At 72.8% G+C, this 16,916-nt stretch carries 18 protein-coding genes; 1 reads left to right on the top strand and 17 read right to left on the bottom strand.

Translation table 11 applies throughout. The features are described from left to right. Nucleotides 1-166: 166 nt before the first annotated feature. From rplS to HF526_RS36955, 8 genes are all read right to left on the bottom strand, one after another. Nucleotides 167-526: a 50S ribosomal protein L19 gene (gene rplS / locus HF526_RS16475; protein ID WP_169382328.1), complete on the bottom strand. Its 360-nt coding sequence runs from the start codon at nucleotides 524-526 to the stop codon at nucleotides 167-169. Between the two features lie 148 nt (nucleotides 527-674). Next, nucleotides 675-1,457, bottom strand: coding sequence for a tRNA (guanosine(37)-N1)-methyltransferase TrmD (gene trmD / locus HF526_RS16470; protein WP_169382327.1), 783 nt, complete (start codon nucleotides 1,455-1,457; stop codon nucleotides 675-677). 49 nt (nucleotides 1,458-1,506) lie between these two features. After that, entirely contained in the window at nucleotides 1,507-2,073 is a 567-nt protein-coding gene (locus HF526_RS16465; protein WP_211177316.1) for a Clp protease N-terminal domain-containing protein, read from the bottom strand. A gap of 17 nt (nucleotides 2,074-2,090) precedes the next feature. After that, on the bottom strand, nucleotides 2,091-2,306 hold the full coding sequence (locus HF526_RS16460) for a helix-turn-helix domain-containing protein (RefSeq protein WP_169382326.1): 216 nt from the start codon (nucleotides 2,304-2,306) through the stop codon (nucleotides 2,091-2,093). Nucleotides 2,307-2,459: 153 nt separating this feature from the next. Then, nucleotides 2,460-2,996 carry a ribosome maturation factor RimM gene (rimM, locus tag HF526_RS16455; RefSeq protein WP_169382325.1) on the bottom strand — a complete coding sequence of 179 codons (537 nt, stop codon included), beginning with the start codon at nucleotides 2,994-2,996 and terminating at the stop codon, nucleotides 2,460-2,462. Beyond that, a complete protein-coding gene (locus HF526_RS16450; protein WP_169382324.1) occupies nucleotides 2,974-3,213 on the bottom strand; it encodes an RNA-binding protein in 240 nt (79 codons plus the stop codon). The genes rimM and HF526_RS16450 overlap by 23 nt, the downstream gene beginning before the upstream one ends. Further along, nucleotides 3,210-3,656 carry a 30S ribosomal protein S16 gene (gene rpsP / locus HF526_RS16445; RefSeq protein WP_169382323.1) on the bottom strand — a complete coding sequence of 149 codons (447 nt, stop codon included), beginning with the start codon at nucleotides 3,654-3,656 and terminating at the stop codon, nucleotides 3,210-3,212. Before rpsP ends, HF526_RS16450 begins: the two co-directional genes overlap by 4 nt. Nucleotides 3,657-3,881: 225 nt before the next feature. Next, nucleotides 3,882-4,949, bottom strand: coding sequence for a CPBP family intramembrane glutamic endopeptidase (locus tag HF526_RS36955; RefSeq protein ID WP_338051525.1), 1,068 nt, complete (start codon nucleotides 4,947-4,949; stop codon nucleotides 3,882-3,884). Between the two features lie 297 nt (nucleotides 4,950-5,246). Between HF526_RS36955 and HF526_RS16435 the strand changes: the two genes are divergently transcribed. Beyond that, nucleotides 5,247-7,235, top strand: coding sequence for a hypothetical protein (locus HF526_RS16435; protein WP_169382322.1), 1,989 nt, complete (start codon nucleotides 5,247-5,249; stop codon nucleotides 7,233-7,235). Nucleotides 7,236-7,299: 64 nt separating this feature from the next. Here HF526_RS16435 and HF526_RS16430 read toward each other — a convergent pair whose 3' ends face one another. From HF526_RS16430 to HF526_RS16390, 9 genes are all read right to left on the bottom strand, one after another. Beyond that, the gene (locus HF526_RS16430; RefSeq protein ID WP_169382321.1) at nucleotides 7,300-8,400 is read right to left on the bottom strand and encodes an amidohydrolase family protein; all 1,101 of its coding nucleotides are present in this window, start codon (nucleotides 8,398-8,400) and stop codon (nucleotides 7,300-7,302) included. Then, a complete protein-coding gene (gene ffh, locus HF526_RS16425; protein ID WP_169382320.1) occupies nucleotides 8,397-9,932 on the bottom strand; it encodes a signal recognition particle protein in 1,536 nt (511 codons plus the stop codon). Before ffh ends, HF526_RS16430 begins: the two co-directional genes overlap by 4 nt. A 10-nt stretch (nucleotides 9,933-9,942) precedes the next feature. Beyond that, nucleotides 9,943-10,539, bottom strand: coding sequence for an AAA family ATPase (locus HF526_RS16420; RefSeq protein ID WP_239028762.1), 597 nt, complete (start codon nucleotides 10,537-10,539; stop codon nucleotides 9,943-9,945). Nucleotides 10,540-10,619: 80 nt separating this feature from the next. Further along, complete coding sequence (locus HF526_RS16415) at nucleotides 10,620-10,958, bottom strand: P-II family nitrogen regulator (RefSeq protein ID WP_169382319.1); 339 nt, start codon at nucleotides 10,956-10,958, stop codon at nucleotides 10,620-10,622. Further along, the gene (locus HF526_RS16410) at nucleotides 10,955-12,271 is read right to left on the bottom strand and encodes an ammonium transporter (protein WP_169382318.1); all 1,317 of its coding nucleotides are present in this window, start codon (nucleotides 12,269-12,271) and stop codon (nucleotides 10,955-10,957) included. The genes HF526_RS16415 and HF526_RS16410 overlap by 4 nt, the downstream gene beginning before the upstream one ends. A gap of 136 nt (nucleotides 12,272-12,407) precedes the next feature. After that, nucleotides 12,408-14,753 carry a [protein-PII] uridylyltransferase gene (locus tag HF526_RS16405; protein ID WP_169382317.1) on the bottom strand — a complete coding sequence of 782 codons (2,346 nt, stop codon included), beginning with the start codon at nucleotides 14,751-14,753 and terminating at the stop codon, nucleotides 12,408-12,410. Nucleotides 14,754-14,798: 45 nt separating this feature from the next. Continuing rightward, nucleotides 14,799-14,966, bottom strand: a complete 168-nt coding sequence (locus HF526_RS16400) for a P-II family nitrogen regulator (protein WP_338051524.1) — start codon at nucleotides 14,964-14,966, stop codon at nucleotides 14,799-14,801. A gap of 148 nt (nucleotides 14,967-15,114) precedes the next feature. Then, nucleotides 15,115-15,453 (bottom strand): P-II family nitrogen regulator, encoded by a 339-nt coding sequence (locus HF526_RS16395; RefSeq protein WP_169382315.1) that lies wholly within the window; start codon nucleotides 15,451-15,453, stop codon nucleotides 15,115-15,117. 3 nt (nucleotides 15,454-15,456) lie between these two features. After that, a complete protein-coding gene (locus HF526_RS16390; protein WP_169382359.1) occupies nucleotides 15,457-16,821 on the bottom strand; it encodes an ammonium transporter in 1,365 nt (454 codons plus the stop codon). Nucleotides 16,822-16,916 lie beyond the last annotated feature (95 nt).

Raw genomic sequence — 16,916 nt, 5'->3', positions numbered from 1 at the left:
TTCGTACCGCCGCGGCGGCGACGGCCGACCAGGCGCGGCAGGTGGGTGGGGCGCCGACTGGCTCGCCGGGGCGTACCGCTGGGGCTGCGCCCGGCGGTCGTCGGGAAGCTCGGGTAGCGCCACACCCACGAGGCTACGTCACCTTTCCATCACAGAAGTGTGATGGTCAGGACGCGTTCGGGGTCTCCCGCTTCTCCTTGATCTTCGCAGCCTTGCCGCGAAGCTCACGAAGGTAATAAAGCTTCGCCCGGCGGACATCACCGCGGGTGAAGACCTCGATCTTGTCCAGGTTCGGCGAGTGCACCGGGAAGGTGCGCTCGACGCCGACCCCGAAGGACACCTTGCGGACCGTGAAGGTCTCGCGGGCGCCGGAGCCCTGGCGGCGGATGACGACGCCCTGGAAGACCTGGACCCGCGAACGCGTGCCCTCGATGACCTTCACGTGGACCTTGAGCGTGTCACCCGGCCGGAAGTCGGGGATGTCGGAGCGCAGCATCTGTGCGTCCAGTGCGTCCAGGGTGTTCATCGCGCAGGTCCGTCCTCGTCTGATTGCGGTCATGCAGGGGCACCGCTCCACTCGAGGGGGGTGGTGCCCGGCTGGCCCGGCGGGTGCGTCGGGCGCTGGCAACCCGTCCATAGTGCCAGACGTGCATCGCGGGGGTGAAACCGGCCGGTCAGCCCACCCCGTCAAGGTCGGTCTCCGGCGAGGTCAGGGTATCGAGAAGCGCCCGGTCCGCCCGATCCAGGGCGTCCGGCGGCAGGGCCGCGAGCAGGTCGGGCCGTCGCGCCGCGGTGCGCTCCAGTGACCGGTCCCGGCGCCAGCGGGCGATCGCGCCGTGGTTGCCGCTGCGCAGCACGTCGGGCACCGACCGTCCGCGCCAGGTCTCCGGGCGTGTGTAGGCAGGGCCCTCGAGCAGCCCGTCGGAGAACGAGTCCTGCTCCGCGGAGGCCGGGTTGCCGAGCACGCCTGGCAGCAGCCGGGCCACCGCCTCGACGATCACCAGGACCGCGGCCTCGCCGCCGACCAGCACGTAGTCACCGATGCTCACCTCGTCGACCGGCATCCGCGCCGCGGCGTCGTCGATGACCCGCTGGTCGATGCCCTCGTAGCGGCCGCACGCGAAGACCAGCCGTTGCTCGGCCGCGTATTCGTGGGCCAGCGCCTGGGTGAACGGCCGCCCGGCCGGGGTCGGCACGATCAGGCGCGGCGGTGGCATGGCCGCGTCGATCGGCCCGACGACCTCGTCGAGCGCCTCCCCCCACACCTGCGGGCGCATGACCATGCCCGGTCCGCCGCCGTAGGGCGCATCGTCCACCGCCTGGTGCACGTCGTGGGTCCAGCGGCGCAGGTCGTGCACGGCCACCGTGATCAGGCCGGCGTCGATGGCCCGGCCGAGCAGCGCTTCGCGCAGCGGGGCCAGGTAGCCGGGGAAGATGGTGACGACGTCGATCCGCACTGGGTGGATCCTCGCAGAGCCGGATCGCGCCGGATCCTCCGACCGCGGCTCAGCCGCTGGCCGCGCCGCGTCCCAGGCCTGCGACCGCCGCCCGCATGCCGTCGAGCGTGACGCCGTGGGCGGCGAGGATGTGCCGGGCGGCTCCGGTCTCGGCGTGCAGCAGCCCGAGGAGCAGGTGCTCGGTGCCGATGTGGCGATGCTTGAGCCGGACGGCCTCGCGTAGCGCGAGTTCGAGCGCCTTCTCGGTGTCCCGGTGGAACGGGATGTGTCCGCCGCGCAACCGGCCGCGCCGGCGCGCCGCCCGGGTCCGGTCGAGCGCACCGGGACCGAACGCCTCCTCGGCCTGCCTGCGGACCTCGTCGAGGTCAATGCCCAGCGTGGCGAGTGCCTCGGCGTCGGAGGCCGGGCCGCCGGCCTGGCGCAGCCGTTCGACGGCTGCGATCACCGACGCACGGTCGACGCCGTACTCGGCGAGCAGTGCGACCGCCGGAGCGCCGGGCACCCCGAACAGGCCGACGAGCAGGTTCTCCGTGTGGATCATGTCGCGCCGCTCGCGCGCATCCTCCTGGGCGATCACGACCGCCCGCCGCGCCTCGCCCGTGAACCGCTCGAACATCGTCGCCCCCTGGAAGCTCAGAACCCGAACCGTCGGTACTTCTTGTGCACCGCCTGCCTGCTGACCTGCAGGACATCGGCGATCTGCTGCCAGGACCAGCCCTGGGAGCGGGCGTTGGTCACCTGCAGCTCCTCCAGCGACTCGAGCAGGTTGCGCAGGGACGCCACCGCCGCCAGTCCTACGGCCGGGTCCTTGCTGGACGCCGCCGCCGCCACCTTCGTCGCATCGGCCATGACGTCAACCTACGTTGACCTCCGGCCCGCGTCAACCAAAGTTGACACCGAGGTCAGGGCGCTCCGCGAACGGGGAACGCGCGCTGCGGCGCGCGGGAGGGAGAGGGACACGGCCAGGCCGGCGGCAACGAGCACGGCGGCCGACGCGGCCGATCAGTCGACGTCGAGCAGACCCTCGGGCGGGGTGAGCACGATCCGGCCGCCGTCCAGGTCGACGGTGGGGACGATGGCCAGCACGAACGGCACCAGGGCGTCGGGCCGGTCGGGGCGGGCCAGGACGAGCAGTTCGCCGCCGGGGCCGTGCACGACCTCGCGCACGGTGCCGACGACGGAGCCGTCCTCCAGCTCGGCACGCAGGCCCTCGAGCTGGTGGATGTGGAAGGTGTCGGGGTCACCGGTCGGCGGCAGCGCATCGGTGGCGATCAGCAATCGGGTGCCGCGCAGCTCCTCAGCGGCAGTGCGGTCGGTGGCCTCGACGAAGCGCACGAGCAGCCGCCCGGAGTGCGGGCGCGAGGACTCGACGGTCAGCACACCGTCGGGCGCACCGGCCCGGCGCGCGGCGAGCACCGTCCCGGGGGCGAACCGTTCCTCAGGGGAGTCGGTCCGTACCTCGACGACGAGCTCGCCGCGCAGGCCGTGTGGTCGGACGATGATGCCGACCAGGAGCTCAGCGGTCGGTGTCGACGACATCCACCCGCACACCCCGGCCGCCGATGCCACCGATGACGGTGCGCAGCGCGGTGGCGGTGCGACCACCACGGCCGATCACCTTGCCGAGGTCGTCGGGGTGCACCCGGACCTCGAGGGTGCGGCCGCGCCGGCTCGTCACGAGATCCACCCGCACATCGTCCGGGTGATCAACGATCCCTCGAACGAGGTGCTCCAGGGCGTCCGCGAGGACGCTCACGACTCGGTGGCCTCGGCAGCCTCGCCGTCGGCACCGGCCTCATCGGCCTTCGGACGGCGGTCGGCCTTCTTCTTCGGCGTGGTGGCCTCGGTGGTCGGCTCCTGGCCGGCCGCGGCGAGCGCCTCCTGGAAGCGGGTGAGCTTGTCGACCTTCACCGACTGCGGCTTGAGCCGGCTCTCGGCCGGCAGACCCTTGAACTTCTGCCAGTCGCCGGTGATCTCGAGCAGGTTCTGGACCGACTCGGTCGGCTGCGCGCCGACGCCCAGCCAGTACTGGGCCCGGTCCGAGTCGACCTCGATCAGGCTCGGCTCGTTCTTCGGGTGGTACTTGCCGATGGTCTCGATCGCCCGGCCGCTACGCCGGGTGCGCGCGTCGGCGACGACGATGCGGTAGTACGGCTGACGGATCTTGCCCAGCCTCATCAGCTTGATCTTGACGGCCACGCTGTTTACTGCTCCTCGCGGATCGGGTCCTGCTGCGATGAGTCCGCGCGGCTCGCGTGGGGGTACGGGCTGCGCTTCACTCGACGTCTGTGGCCGCGGCACGGTAGAGGGCCAGCCGCGGGGCCGATCGACCATTCTGCCAGATGCCCCGCCCGTCGGACGAACGGAGCCGGGATAACGCCCGCCTCACCCCGCTCGGTGATCGGTCCCGCGGCCGCAGTCCGATCACATCGGGGCGACGCCGAGCAGCGCGAACAGCAGCGCCAACCCCGGCAGCAAGTTGTTGATCTGGTGGGCGACGACGCTGGCCAGCAGCCGCCCGGTGTACAGCCGCGCGAGCCCGATCGGGATCGCGACGATGAACAGCAACGGCGTGCGGGTGAACTCGAAGTGGGCCAGCGCGAACAGCAGCGTGGTCAGCGCGAACGCCAGCCAGCGGCCCGCGCCGTGCTTCTCCATCGCCCCCCAGAGCAGACCGCGGTAGACGATCTCCTCGCACAGCGGAGCGAGGAACACCACGATGAGGAAGACGCCGATCGCGGCCCCCGGACCGGCCCGGACACCGTTGAACAGGTCTCCCACGGCCGACGACGTGTCGTGGCCGAGGATGGCCGCGTAGGCGATCGAGGCCGGGATCGTCAGGACGAGCCCGCCGAAGCCGAACGCCAGGCCCAGCCCGACGTCGCGCCACGACCACTCCAGGCCCAGGTCGATTCGCGGGCCGTTGCCGCGCAGCCGGGTGATCAGCAACGCCGCCGCCGCTGCGATCACGGTGGGAACCGCGAGGCCGAGGGCCAGCGCGCCGACCGTCACCTGGCCGCGGCCCAGCACCAACCAGCCGAGCAGCGCCGACACGGACAGGAAGATGAGCTCGACCAGCACGTAGGCACCGAAGCCCCAGCGGTGCGGCGGCTTGCGCGGAGCCGGCGGTTCCGGCGGGAAGGGCGGCGGGTAGCCCGCGGGCGGCGGACCCCAGCGGGGCTGCAGGGCCCAGCCGGGTGGCGGCGGGCCCCAGCCGGGCGGGGGCGCAGGCGCGGGGCCCGGTGGCGGGGCGGCCGGCACCGGTTCCGCCCGCCCGTGCGGGACCTGCCCGGTCACGCCGCCCTGCGGCGACGTGGGCGCGCCGGGACCAGCCACTGCTGCGGACTCTCCGGCTCCGGCGGGCGAGTCGACGGCCGCGGCGGGAACCGTCGTGCCGTTGTCGGCGGACGCGGGCGCCTGCGGGCGCGGCTCGGATACCCGGGCATCCTCACTGCCGGACGTCGCGCCCTGCCGCCCATCCACTGATCCCACGGCTCCGACGCTACCTGGACCGCCACGGCCGCAGCGCTCGGCCACGACGTGTGCGCACGCGCCGGGCCATCGGGACTGCGCCGTCCAGCCGACCACGGGCCTGAGCCGGCTGGGCCGAAGGTATGTCGGCGGCGTGGTCCGGACGGCTCCCCTCGGCGCCCCCTCAGTTGAGGGGCTGCACGCTCCCCCACCAACGGCTGCCCGGCCGAACCGGACTCATCGACCATCGGCACGGATCAGCTCCGCATGCCCGGACAGGCCGGCGGAGGCGAGCAGTTCAGGCACCTGGGAGATGGGATGGACAGGTCCGTGCACGACAGCGCCGCAGCGCCACCGCGGCGGGGGTTGCTCCGCCGCCTCACCACCAGACGACTCGCGGCGATGATCGCCGCACTCGCCGTGCCGGTCCTCGCCGCGCCCGCTGCGCTCGCAGCCACGGCCGTGGTGACGAAGAACCCGGGCGGGCTGACCGCCGTCGGGCCGGTGAACAGCGCCCACGGTTTCCCGGCCTGGTACGAGGACAGCAAGGGGACGCGTCTGGAGCTCTGCCTGGACCACACCAACCCGCTGTGCGGCTTCCTGCCGGGCGACGTCCCGAACGAGACCGCGCCGATCTCGTTCCCGGACAACTTCCCCGAGGAGGCCTTCTACATGCTGGCGGGCTCGCAGCTGACCTCCGCCGCGGGCGCGGGCCGCGCGACGCTCACCCTCGGCCTCGAGGCCGCCTTCGCCAACACCGTGACCGACGGCGACCAGATCACCTTCGCCCGCCAGCGCATCGTCGTGCGCGACTTCCCGCCGAACACGACACTGCACTTCAAGCACCCCTACGGTGCGATCGACGTCGACACCGACGAGACCGGTGCCGGCCGTATCACCGAGGACATCTCGCCCGCCGTGGGCAACTTCCGGACCGCGCTCAAGGGCAACCTGGGCCCGTTCCTGAGCTGGGGCGCCGACGCCCCGGCCGGATACATCGGCAACCCCGACGTGGAGCACACGGTCACCGGCAGCCCGTTCGACTTCAACAAGTTCTCGGTGTCCTACGTGGTGGGCAACGCGCCGGGCGGTCCGGCCGAGACCGTGGAGACCGACCTGTTCTCCCTGCAGGGCAAGCTGCAGACGAACAAGGGCGTGCAGGCCGACGCGGCCGTCCTGAACGGGGAGTTCCTCGACGTCTTCGTGACCAGCGAGGCCGACTCCGGGGACATCGAGGTGGTCGGCGACGGCACCGTCATCACGACGACCCCGATGCTCACCGACACCGGGTCGAAGCGGTTCTACGCCCGGGTCAAGGTGAACGGCACGCCGCCGGCCAAGGTGACCGTCCGTAACATCGGTGACGACCCGGTGAGCACGAGCGTCGTGGACGTCACCCGGCCCAGCGGCATCACGATCACCGAGGCGAGCTTCGACGGAGCGTCCCTGCGCGTGAAGGCGACCTCGGCCACCGGCGAGCCGCTCACCGTGAACGGCTACAACGTCCCCGTCGGTCAAGACGGCGCGGTCATCCCGACCGTGGCCCCGCCGATGACGGTGAAGGTCACCTCGCCCACCGGCAGCGCGACCGCGCCGGTGACCGTCAGCGGGGGCACCGAGTCGCCGCCCGGCCTGCCTCCGATCACCAGCCCGGCACCCGATCCCGGTCCGATCTGCGACCCGGCACCGTGCGCGGAGGGCGGCGGGGTTCCCGCCGGCGCCACCCCGCAGGCGAAGGCCGTCGCCACGCCGACCTCGGCGCTCCGCGGCGCCACGTTCACCCTGGACGGCGGCCAGTCGACCAACTCCACGACGTACGAGTGGAGCCAGGTGAGCGGCCCCGCGGTGACCTTCTCCGACCCGAAGATCGCCAAGCCGACCGCCACGGTCGCCTTCGCGGCAGCCACCTCCGACAGCGCCCCGCGCAACGAGCCGACCGGGCCGGCGGTCATCCGGCTGACGACCACCAACAACGGCGCCAACCCGTCCAGCACCCAGGTCACGATCGACGTCCCGCGGGACACGGTGACCGTCGGCAGCGCCCGGCACCGGACGGGCAGCGAGTTGCGCGTCGACGGGACGGCGACGATCGCCGGGAACACCGGGGTCCTCGCCCCGGCCACGGTGGTGGTCCTCTACACCCGGCCCGACGCGACCGCGCCGTGGGTGAAGATCGGGACCTCCCCCGTCGACACCACCGGGGCCTGGTCGGTGCGGGTCCGGCCCGGCCCGACCAGGCTGCAGACCCAGTACCTGGTCCAGTCCTCCCGCGGCGGTACCGCCACCGGGGCCCTGGCCACCCGCTAGGCCGTTAGCAGGACGAGGGGCCCGCCTCGCGGCGGGCCCCTCGGCACGTTCCCGGGAAGGGCACTCAACCCGCCGCGTGCACCACCCGTCCACGCAGCATGATCAGCGCGGGCTCCCGCAGCGTCGCCAGGTCGGCCCGCGGATCGGCCCGGTAGACCACCAGGTCGGCGGGCGCCCCGGCGTCGAGACCGGGCCGCCCGAGCCATTCCCGCGCCGCCCAACTGGCGGCACCGAGGGCGTCGGTGTGTCCCGCGGCGTGCAGCGCCGCGATCTCGTCGGCGATGCGGCCGTGCCGGATCCCGCCGCCCGCGTCGGTCCCGGCGAACACCCGCACACCCGCCTCGGCGGCCCGGCGCACCACGTCGCCCGCGGTGCGGTGCAGGTCGCGCATGTGGGCGGCGTAGACCGGGTACTTCGTCGCGCTGTCGGCGATCCCGGGGAACGTCTCGACGTTGATCAGCGTCGGGACCAGCGCGGTGCCGCGGCGGGCCATCTCGGCGATCAGGTCGTCGGTCAACCCGGTGCCGTGCTCGATGCAGTCGATCCCGGCGTTGATCAGCCCCGGCAGTGCGTCGGTGCCGAACACGTGCGCGGTGACCCGCGCCCCCGCCGCGTGCGCGGCCTCGATCGCCTCGACGAGCAGGTCGTCAGGCCACAACGGGGCCAGGTCGCCCGTCCCGCGGTCGATCCAGTCGCCGACCAGCTTGACCCAGCCGTCGCCGGCCGCAGCCTGTTCGGCCACCACGTCGGGCAGCAGCGCCGGATCGTCCAGCTCGGCCGCGAGGCCCGGGATGTAGCGCTTGGGGCGGGCGACGTGCCGGGCCGCGCGGATGATCTCCGGGAGGTCCTCGCGGGCCTGCAGCGCGCTGGTGTCGGTCGGCGAGCCGCAATCGCGGATGAGCAGCGTGCCGGCGTCGCGGTCGGTGCGCGCCTGCTGCTCGGCCTCGTCGAGCTCCACGGCGCCGGAGGGCCCCAGTCCGACGTGGCAGTGCGCGTCGACGAGGCCGGGCAGGATCCAGCCCGCCTCGATCAGCGGCTCGGCGCCGGGCAGCGGCTCTGCAGTGATCCGGCCGGCCCCGTCGACGTACAACTCGACGGAGGTCTCGCCGGGCAGCAGCACACCCCGCAGTCGGTATCCGGCCGCGGGGATCTCCGGCGCCGTCAACGCGGCTTCTTGCCGAAGTTCAGCTTCGACGGGTCGAAGCCGGGCGGCAGCTGGTCCATGCCGCCCAGGCCCGGCGGCAGCTCCTGCAGCCCCGGCGGCATCGTCGACAGGTCCGGGAACCCGCCGGGCAGGCCACCGCGCACCTTGGGCTGCGTCGGGCCCTTGCGGCCCTTGGCGCCCTTGCGGCCCTTGCGGCTCTTCGACTGCCGCCGCGACCCGCCGCCGAAGCCGAACTGGCCGGCCATCTGCTTCATCATCTTGCGGGCCTCGAAGAACCGGTTCACCAGGTCGTTGACCTCGGTGACCGTCACCCCGGAACCGTTGGCGATGCGCAGCCGCCGCGAGCCGTTGATGATCTTCGGGTCGGCCCGCTCGGCCGGGGTCATGCCGCGGATGATGGCCTGCAGCCGGTCGAGCGATTTGTCGTCGACCTGGGCCAGGGCGTCCTTCATCTGGCCCGCGCCCGGGAGCATGCCCAGGATGTTGCCGATCGGGCCCATCTTGCGGATCGTCAGCATCTGCTCGAGGAAGTCCTCCAGCGTCAGCTCGCCGGTGCCGATCTTCTGCGCGGTGGCCGCCGACTGCTCGGCGTCGAAGACCTGCTCGGCCTGCTCGATGAGGGTGAGCAGGTCACCCATGCCGAGGATCCGGCTGGCCATCCGGTCGGGGTGGAAGACGTCGAAGTCGGCCAGCTTCTCGCCGTTGGAGGCGAACAGGATCGGCTGCCCGGTGACCTCGCGGACCGACAGCGCCGCGCCACCGCGGGCGTCGCCGTCGAGCTTGGTGAGCACCACGCCGGTGAAGCCGACCCCGTCACGGAACGCCTCGGCCGTGGCCACGGCGTCCTGACCGATCATCGCGTCGACGACGAACAGGGTCTCGTCGGGCCGGACCGCGTCGCGGATGTCGGCGGCCTGCCGCATCAACTCCTCGTCGACACCGAGGCGGCCCGCGGTGTCGACGATGACGATGTCGTACATCTTGTCGCGCGCGTGCTGGACGCCGCGGCGGGAGACGTCGACCGGGTCGCCCACGCCGTTGCCCGGCTCGGGCGCGAACGTGGTGACGCCGGCCCGCTCGCCGACGATCTGGAGCTGGTTGACCGCGTTGGGGCGCTGCAGGTCGGCCGCGACCAGCAGCGGGGTGTGCCCCTGCTTGCGCAGCCAGAGCGCGAGCTTGCCCGCGAGCGTGGTCTTGCCGGAGCCCTGCAGACCGGCGAGCATGATCACGCTCGGCGGTTCCTTGGCCAGTGCGAGCCGCCGGGTCTCGCCACCGAGGACGCCGATGAGCTCCTCGTTGACGATCTTGACGACCTGCTGCGCCGGGTTCAGTGCCTGGGAGACCTCAGCACCCTTCGCACGCTCCTTGACCTTCGCGATGAAGGAACGGACGACCGGCAGCGCGACGTCGGCCTCGAGCAGCGCGATGCGGATCTCCCGCGCGGTGGCGTCGATGTCGGCGTCGGACAGCCGGCCCTTGCCGCGCAGGTCGCGCAGCGTCCCGCTGAGACGCTCGGAGAGGGTGTCGAACACCCCTGAGAGCCTACTTGTGCTCGTCGAGTGGTGTGCCGGTGTCCACTATCAGACCCCGACGGGCGATCGTGCGATCCACCACGGTGACCCCGGCCCAGCCCGCGGGCGGCTCCCCGGACCGCAGCCGTTCCGCCATCCCGGCGGCCCGCTCGGCATGCCCGGCGAACGACCCGGCGGGCACGACCCGGCCGCGTTGTGCCTGGCCACGCAGGGCGTCGGCCGGATCGACGTCCAGCCAGACGAGCTGCGCGGCCCGCCCGGTCAGGGCCGCCAGCAGCGCGATCGCGGACCGGGTGAGCGCACCGGTGGCGGGCAGGTGGACCAGCACGGTGGGCGCCCCGGCCAGCGCGGCGCGCACGATGGCCAGCCGGTGCAGCAGGTGCACCAGCGGGCGGTAGCGGCGGTACGGCGTGCCGGGCGGCAGCAACCGGGCCAGCGCGTCGCGGTGGGCCTGCGAGTCGAGCACCGCGACGCCCTCCTGCACGGGCAGGCCGGCCAGCAGCGTGCTCTTGCCGGCCCCGGGCATCCCGGCCACCAGCACGAGGGACCGCCCGCGCAGCACGAGACGGACCGGGGACCCGGCGGTACGTCGCAGGACGTGGGTCATACGAGGGGAACGCCCTGATCGGAGGTTTCGTTCCACCTGTCCGATGATCGGCCGGCGCGCGGGATCGGCGCCCGCCGAGCTCAGAGCGCGTCGCTGCCGCGCTCCCCGGTACGCACCCGGACCACCGTGTCGATCGGCGTCGTCCACACCTTGCCGTCGCCGATCTTGCCGGTCCGCGCGGCCTGCACGACGGCGTCGATCACCTTGTCGGTCACCTCGTCGTCGACCACGACCTCGATCTTGACCTTCGGCACGAAGTCGACGGAGTACTCCGCACCGCGGTACACCTCGGTGTGGCCCTTCTGCCGGCCGTAGCCCTGCACCTCGCTGACCGTCATGCCCAGCACGCCGAGGCGCTCCAGCGCGACCTTCACGTCGCCGAGCGCGAACGGCTTGACGATCGCGGTCACCAGCATCATGTCGACGTCTCCTCGTGCGCCACCGGGCGCGCCAGCACCCCGGATCCCCGGCTGTTCGTGGTCAGCGGCGAGAACTCGTAGGCGCTCTCCGCGTGCTCGGCCTCGTCGATGCCCTCCGCCTCGACCTCCGGGGCAACCCGGAAGCCCATGGTGGCGCGCACCAGCCAGGCCAGCCCGAAGCTCACCGCGAAAGCCCAGGTGGCCGCCACCAGCACGGCGACCACCTGCTTGCCGAGCTGGCCGATGCCGCCACCGTAGAGGAGTCCGTCGGCGCCGGCGGGATTGACCGCCCGGGTGGCGAACAGGCCCATGAGGATCATGCCGAGGACGCCGCCGATGCCGTGGATGGCCACGACGTCGAGGGAGTCGTCGTAACCGAACCGGTACTTCAGCCGGATCGCGAGCTGGCACACCACCCCGCAGGCCAGCCCGATCACCAGCGCGCCGAAGGTGTCGACGTAACCGCAGGCCGGGGTGATGCCGACCAGACCCGCGACCGCCGCCGAGGCCGCGCCCAGACTGGTCGGGCGCCCGTCGAGCCGGTGCTCGAGGACGAGCCAGGCCAGCACGGCCGCCGCAGGCGCCACCACGGTGGTGACGAACGCGTTGCCCGCGACGGCGCCCGCGGCCAGCGCCGAGCCGGCGTTGAAACCGAACCAGCCGAACCACAGCAGCCCGGCGCCGAGCAGCACGAACGGCAGGTTGTGCGGGCGCATCGACTCGCGCGGCCAGCCCCGCCTGCGGCCCAGGACCAGGGCCAGGGCCAGCGCCGACGCACCGGAGTTGATCTCCACCGCGGTGCCGCCCGCGAAGTCGAGGGCGCCGAGCTCGTTGGCCAGCCACCCGCCGTGCTCACCGACGAAGCCGTCGAACGCGAAGATCCAGTGCGCGAGCGGCACGTAGACCAGCACGGTCCACAGCGAGACGAAGACCGTCCAGGACCAGAACCTGGCGCGGTCGGCGATCGCACCGGACAGCAGCGCACCCGTGATGATCGCGAACATCAGCTGGAACATCGCGAAGACCTGCAGCGGGATGCCGTGCCCGGCGGCGCCGACGACGGCACCGGAGTCACGCAGCCCGGCGTGGGCGAACCCGCCGATGAGGCCGCCGTGGGAATCGCCGAAAGCCAGCGAGAACCCGAAGAGCATCCAGATCAGCGCGACGACGCCGAGCGTCACGAAGCTCATCATCATCATGTTCAGCACGCTCTTCGCGCGCACCATGCCGCCGTAGAACAGCGCCAGTCCCGGCGTCATCAGCATGACCAGCGCCGCACATACCAGCACGAACGCCGTATTTCCGGTGTCCATTCGATCTCCCGAGCTGTCGGCTCCGGGGATCATCGGCGGGCACTGTTACCTGAATGCGACGCGCTGTAACCACAGGGTGAACGAGCCCCCGCGTTGTGTTACGGCTGCGTTTCCCGGGGATGTCCGGTGACCGCGGTCACCGCGCCGCGGTCAGCACGGCCTGCTCGACCCGGCGCCGGTCGGCGCGGGGCAACCGTCCGCCGGGGCCGGGGCCGGCCACGCCGAACGAGTCGACCACCGACGCGCCGAGGGTCGCCACCCGCGCCCAGCGCAGGTCCAGCCCGCAGCCCTCCAGCGCGGCGGCGATCCGGTGCAGCAGCCCGATCCGGTCGGTGCCGCGCAGCTCCAGCACGACCGCGCCGCTGGCCTCGTCGTCGAACCAGAGCACCCGCGGTGGCGCGGCGGACTCGACCGGCGGCGACGTCGGGGCGTAGTCGCGCTCCTTGCGGACCAGCGCGTCGGCCAGCCGCAGCGAGCCGTCGAGCACCCGGATCAGGTCGGCCCGCACCAGGGCCGGGTCGGGCAGCCCGCCGAAGCGCGGCGAGACCGTGAACTCGTACACCGCGACCGTGCCGGTGGTGTGCAGCTCGGCGGCATGCACCTCCAGTGAGTGCAGCGCGAGCACACCGGCCGCGGCGGACAACGAGTTCGGCCGGTCCGGCACCGCGACCACCACGCTGGCCGGCTCACCGACCGCGCACATCCGCACGTGGGGCCGGTCGTCGGCGATCACGGCGGCGGTCAGCTCCGCACTCAACGCGCTCGGCGGGCCCGGCACCGGCAGCGGCTCCCCCGCCAGCACCGCCCGGCAGCGGCCGGCGAGGTCCCGGATCAGCGTGCGCTTCCACGGGCTCCACACGCCCGGCCCGGTGGCCAGCGAGTCGGCCTCGGCGAGCGCCTCGAGCAGATCGAGCACGAGCCCGTTGCCGTCGATGGTGTCGACCACCCGGGAGACCGTCGCCGGGTCGTCGAGGTCACGCCGGGTCGCGGTGTGCGGCAGCAGCAGGTGGTGGCGGACCACCGCGCCCAGCACGGCGACGTCCGGTTCGCCGAACCCCAGACGCCGCCCGACCTGCAGCGCCAGCGACTCGCCGACCACCGAGTGGTCGCCGCCGCGACCCTTGCCGATGTCGTGCAGCAGCGAGCCGATGAGCAGCAGGTCGGGCCGGGCAACCCGGGTGGTCAGCCGGGCGGCCTCGGAACAGGCCTCGACCAGGTGCCGGTCCACGGTCCAGACGTGCGCGCGGTCCCGCGGCGGCAGGTCGCGCACCGCGCCCCACTCGGGGAACAGCCTCCCCCACAGCCCGGTCCGGTCCAGCGACTCGACGACGTCGACCATCCCGCGGCCGGCGCCCAGCAGCGACAGCAGCTCGCCCAGCGCCGCGCGCGGCCAGGGTTCCCGCAGCTCGGGGGCGGTCTCGGCGAGCCGGTGCAGGGTGCCTGCGGCAACCGGGAGGCCGGTGCGGGCGGCGGTCGCGGCCACCCGCAGCACCAGCGCCGGGTCCCGCGGCGCCGACGCGTCCCGGGCCAGCACCACCTCGCCGCCGTGCTCGACGACGCCGGAGTCCAGCGGGCGGCGCACCGGGGCCCGGCGCAGCGCGGCGAGCCCGCGCCGGGGCAGCGCGGCGCGGGCCGAGCGCAGCCCGACCTCGACGGCGAACGCGACCGCGCGGGCCGCCCCGGACACCGCCCGGGCCAGCTCGAACCGGTCGCCGATGTCCAGGACCGAGGCCACCTCGTCGGCGTCCTGCGCGCGCAGCACGTCGCGCGCCCGGCCGGCCAGCCGGTGCAGCTCGGTGCGCACGTCGAGCAGCAGTGCCCGGGCCTGGAGCACGTCGCCGGCCGGGCGGTCGACGAGCTGGGCGGCGGCGAGCGCGTCGATCAGCTGGATGTCGCGCAGCCCGCCGTGCCCGTTCTTCAGGTCCGGCTCCACCCGGTGCGCGACGTCGCCGATCTTGGCCCAGCGGTCGGCCGCACCGTCGGCGATCTCGTCGAAGCGGCTGCGGATACCCGCCCGCCAGGCCTGCCGCACGGCGTGGCGCACCTTGTCCGACAACGCCGGATCGCCCGCGATGTGCCGGGCCTCGAGCAGCCCGAACGCGGCGCGCAGATCCGTGGCGGCCACCTGAACCGCCTGCCCGGGGGTGCGCACGGAGTGGTCGAGTCCGATGCCGGCGTCCCACAGCGGATACCAGATCTGCTCGGCCAGCCGGTCGATGTCCTTGCGGCCGTCGTGCAGCAACACCAGGTCGAGATCGGAGTACGGGGCCAGCTCCCGGCGGCCCAGCGCACCGACCGCGATGAGTGCGGCCCGGTCGGTCAGCCCGATCGCCGCGGCGCGGGAGGACAGCCAGAAGTCGTGCAGGTCGGCCAGCGCCACGCGCAGCGCCTCCGGGCTCAGCCGGCGCTTGCCGCTCGCCTCGAGCAGCACCCGCTTGGCTCGCACCAGGTCCTGAGCCGAGCCCGGCCCCGTCACGGTCATCGCCGAACGCTCCCCACGGCGTCGCTCCAGGTCAGTCGCTCCAGGTCAGTCACAGCGCGTCGGCGCCCGTTCACCGGTCCGCACCCGGATCACGCTGTCGACCGGGCTCCCCCAGATCTTCCCGCCCCCGATCTTGCCGGTGCGTGCCGACTGCACGATGGCCTCGATCGTCCTCTCCCCGACGGCGTCGTCCACGACCACCTCGATGTGCACCTTCGGCATTCCTCTCAACGCCCCCTGCAGCGACACGGCGGACCCGGCCGTAACGGTGGATCAGGACAAAGCCCACAGCGGCGGTGGAAAGCGCCCGGGCCCGCCGTGCCGTCGATCGGCGCGGCGGGCCCCGGCACCCGTCGGGTTCTCAGATCGCGTCGGTCCCACGCTCGCCGGTCCGGACCCGGACCACGGTCTCGACCGGGGTCACCCAGACCTTCCCGTCACCGATCTTGCCGGTGCGCGCGGCCTCGACCACGGCATCGACCACCTTGTCCGCGAGGACGTCGTCGGCGACGACCTCCACCCGGACCTTCGGCACGAAATCCACCGAGTACTCCGCACCCCGGTAGACCTCGGTGTGGCCCTTCTGCCGGCCGTAGCCCTGCACCTCGCTGACGGTCATGCCGAGTACACCGACCTGCTCCAGGGCGCCCTTGACGTCCTCCAGTACGAACGGCTTGACGATCGCCGTGATCAGCTTCATCGCTCAGCTCTCCTTGCCTGCGGTTGTCCGAACCTGGCCGGCGGGCGCCGCCGCCGGCGGACGCGGCGTCCCGAGGCCGCCACCGCCCCGGAGGCTCGAGAAGTCGTAGCCGGTCTCGGCGTGCTCGGTCTCGTCGATGCCGGTGACCTCGTCCTCCTCGCTGACCCGCAGGCCGACGATCGCCTTCACGACGACCGCGATGATCGCGGTCACGATGCCGGAGTAGAGCAGCACCGCGAGGGCCCCGACGACCTGGCGCCAGAGCTGGTCGACACCACCGCCGTAGAACAGGCCGGCGACCGCGGCGGGCGAACCCGGATCGGCGAAGAAGCCGATCAGCACCGTGCCGGCGATACCGCCGACCAGGTGCACCCCGACCACGTCGAGCGCGTCGTCGTAGCCGAACCGGTACTTCCACCCGACGGCCAGGGCACACAACGCGCTGGCGATGGCGCCGACCGCGATCGCACCCAGCGGCGACACCGAGGAGCAGGCGGGGGTGATCGCGACCAGGCCGGCCACGATGCCGGAGGCGGCGCCGAGGCTGGTCGGCTTGCCGTCCCGGATCCGCTCGACCAGCAGCCAGGCGAGCATCGCGGCGGAGGTGGCGACGATGGTGTTGACGAATGCGAACGCCGCCGTGCCGTTGGCACCCAGGGCCGAACCGGCGTTGAACCCGAACCAGCCGAACCACAGCAGGCCGGCGCCGAGCATGACCAGCGTCAGGTTGTGCGGCCGCATGGGCTCCCGCGGCCAGCCGCGGCGCTTGCCGAGGACGACGGCCAGCGCGAGCGCCGCGACACCGGCGTTGATGTGCACCGCGGTGCCGCCGGCGAAGTCGATCGCCTTGAGGTCGTTGGCGATCCAGCCACCGATGACCGAGCCGTCCGAGCTGCTGAACGCGAACACCCAGTGCGCGACCGGGAAGTACACGACCGTCGCCCAGATGCCGGCGAACAGCAGCCAGGGACCGAACCGCATGCGGTCGGCGACCGCACCCGAGATCAGCGCCACGGTGATGATCGCGAAGGTGGCCTGGAACGCGACGAACACCAGCGCCGGGATGGACCCGGACAGCGGGTAGGAGACCGCGTCACCGGTGTAGGTCCCGACGAACAGGCCCTTCAGGCCGGCGAACTCCGCCGGGTTGCCGAGCAGGCCCCCACCCACGTCGTTGCCGAAGGCGACCGAATACCCGTAGAGCACCCAGAGGACGCCGATGAGCCCCATCGACCCGAGGCTCATCATCATCATGTTGAGCACACTCTTGCTGCGGACCATGCCGCCGTAGAACAGCGCCAGTCCTGGCGTCATGAGCAGCACCAGCGCCGAGCTGGCGAGCATCCACGCGGTATCGCCGTTGTTCAACGCGCCCACGGAACTCCCTCCCGTCTACGCCGCCTGCGCCAGCGGCAACTGCCGGGAATAATCGAAGTGCCATGTTTCGGACATGCGCGTGAGCT

The organism is Pseudonocardia acidicola, assembly GCF_012911935.1.
Classification (GTDB): Bacteria; Actinomycetota; Actinomycetes; order Mycobacteriales; family Pseudonocardiaceae; genus Pseudonocardia; species Pseudonocardia acidicola.
The sequence above is the reverse complement of the archived record's forward strand: the minus strand, read 5'-3'. Positions and strand labels throughout refer to the sequence as shown.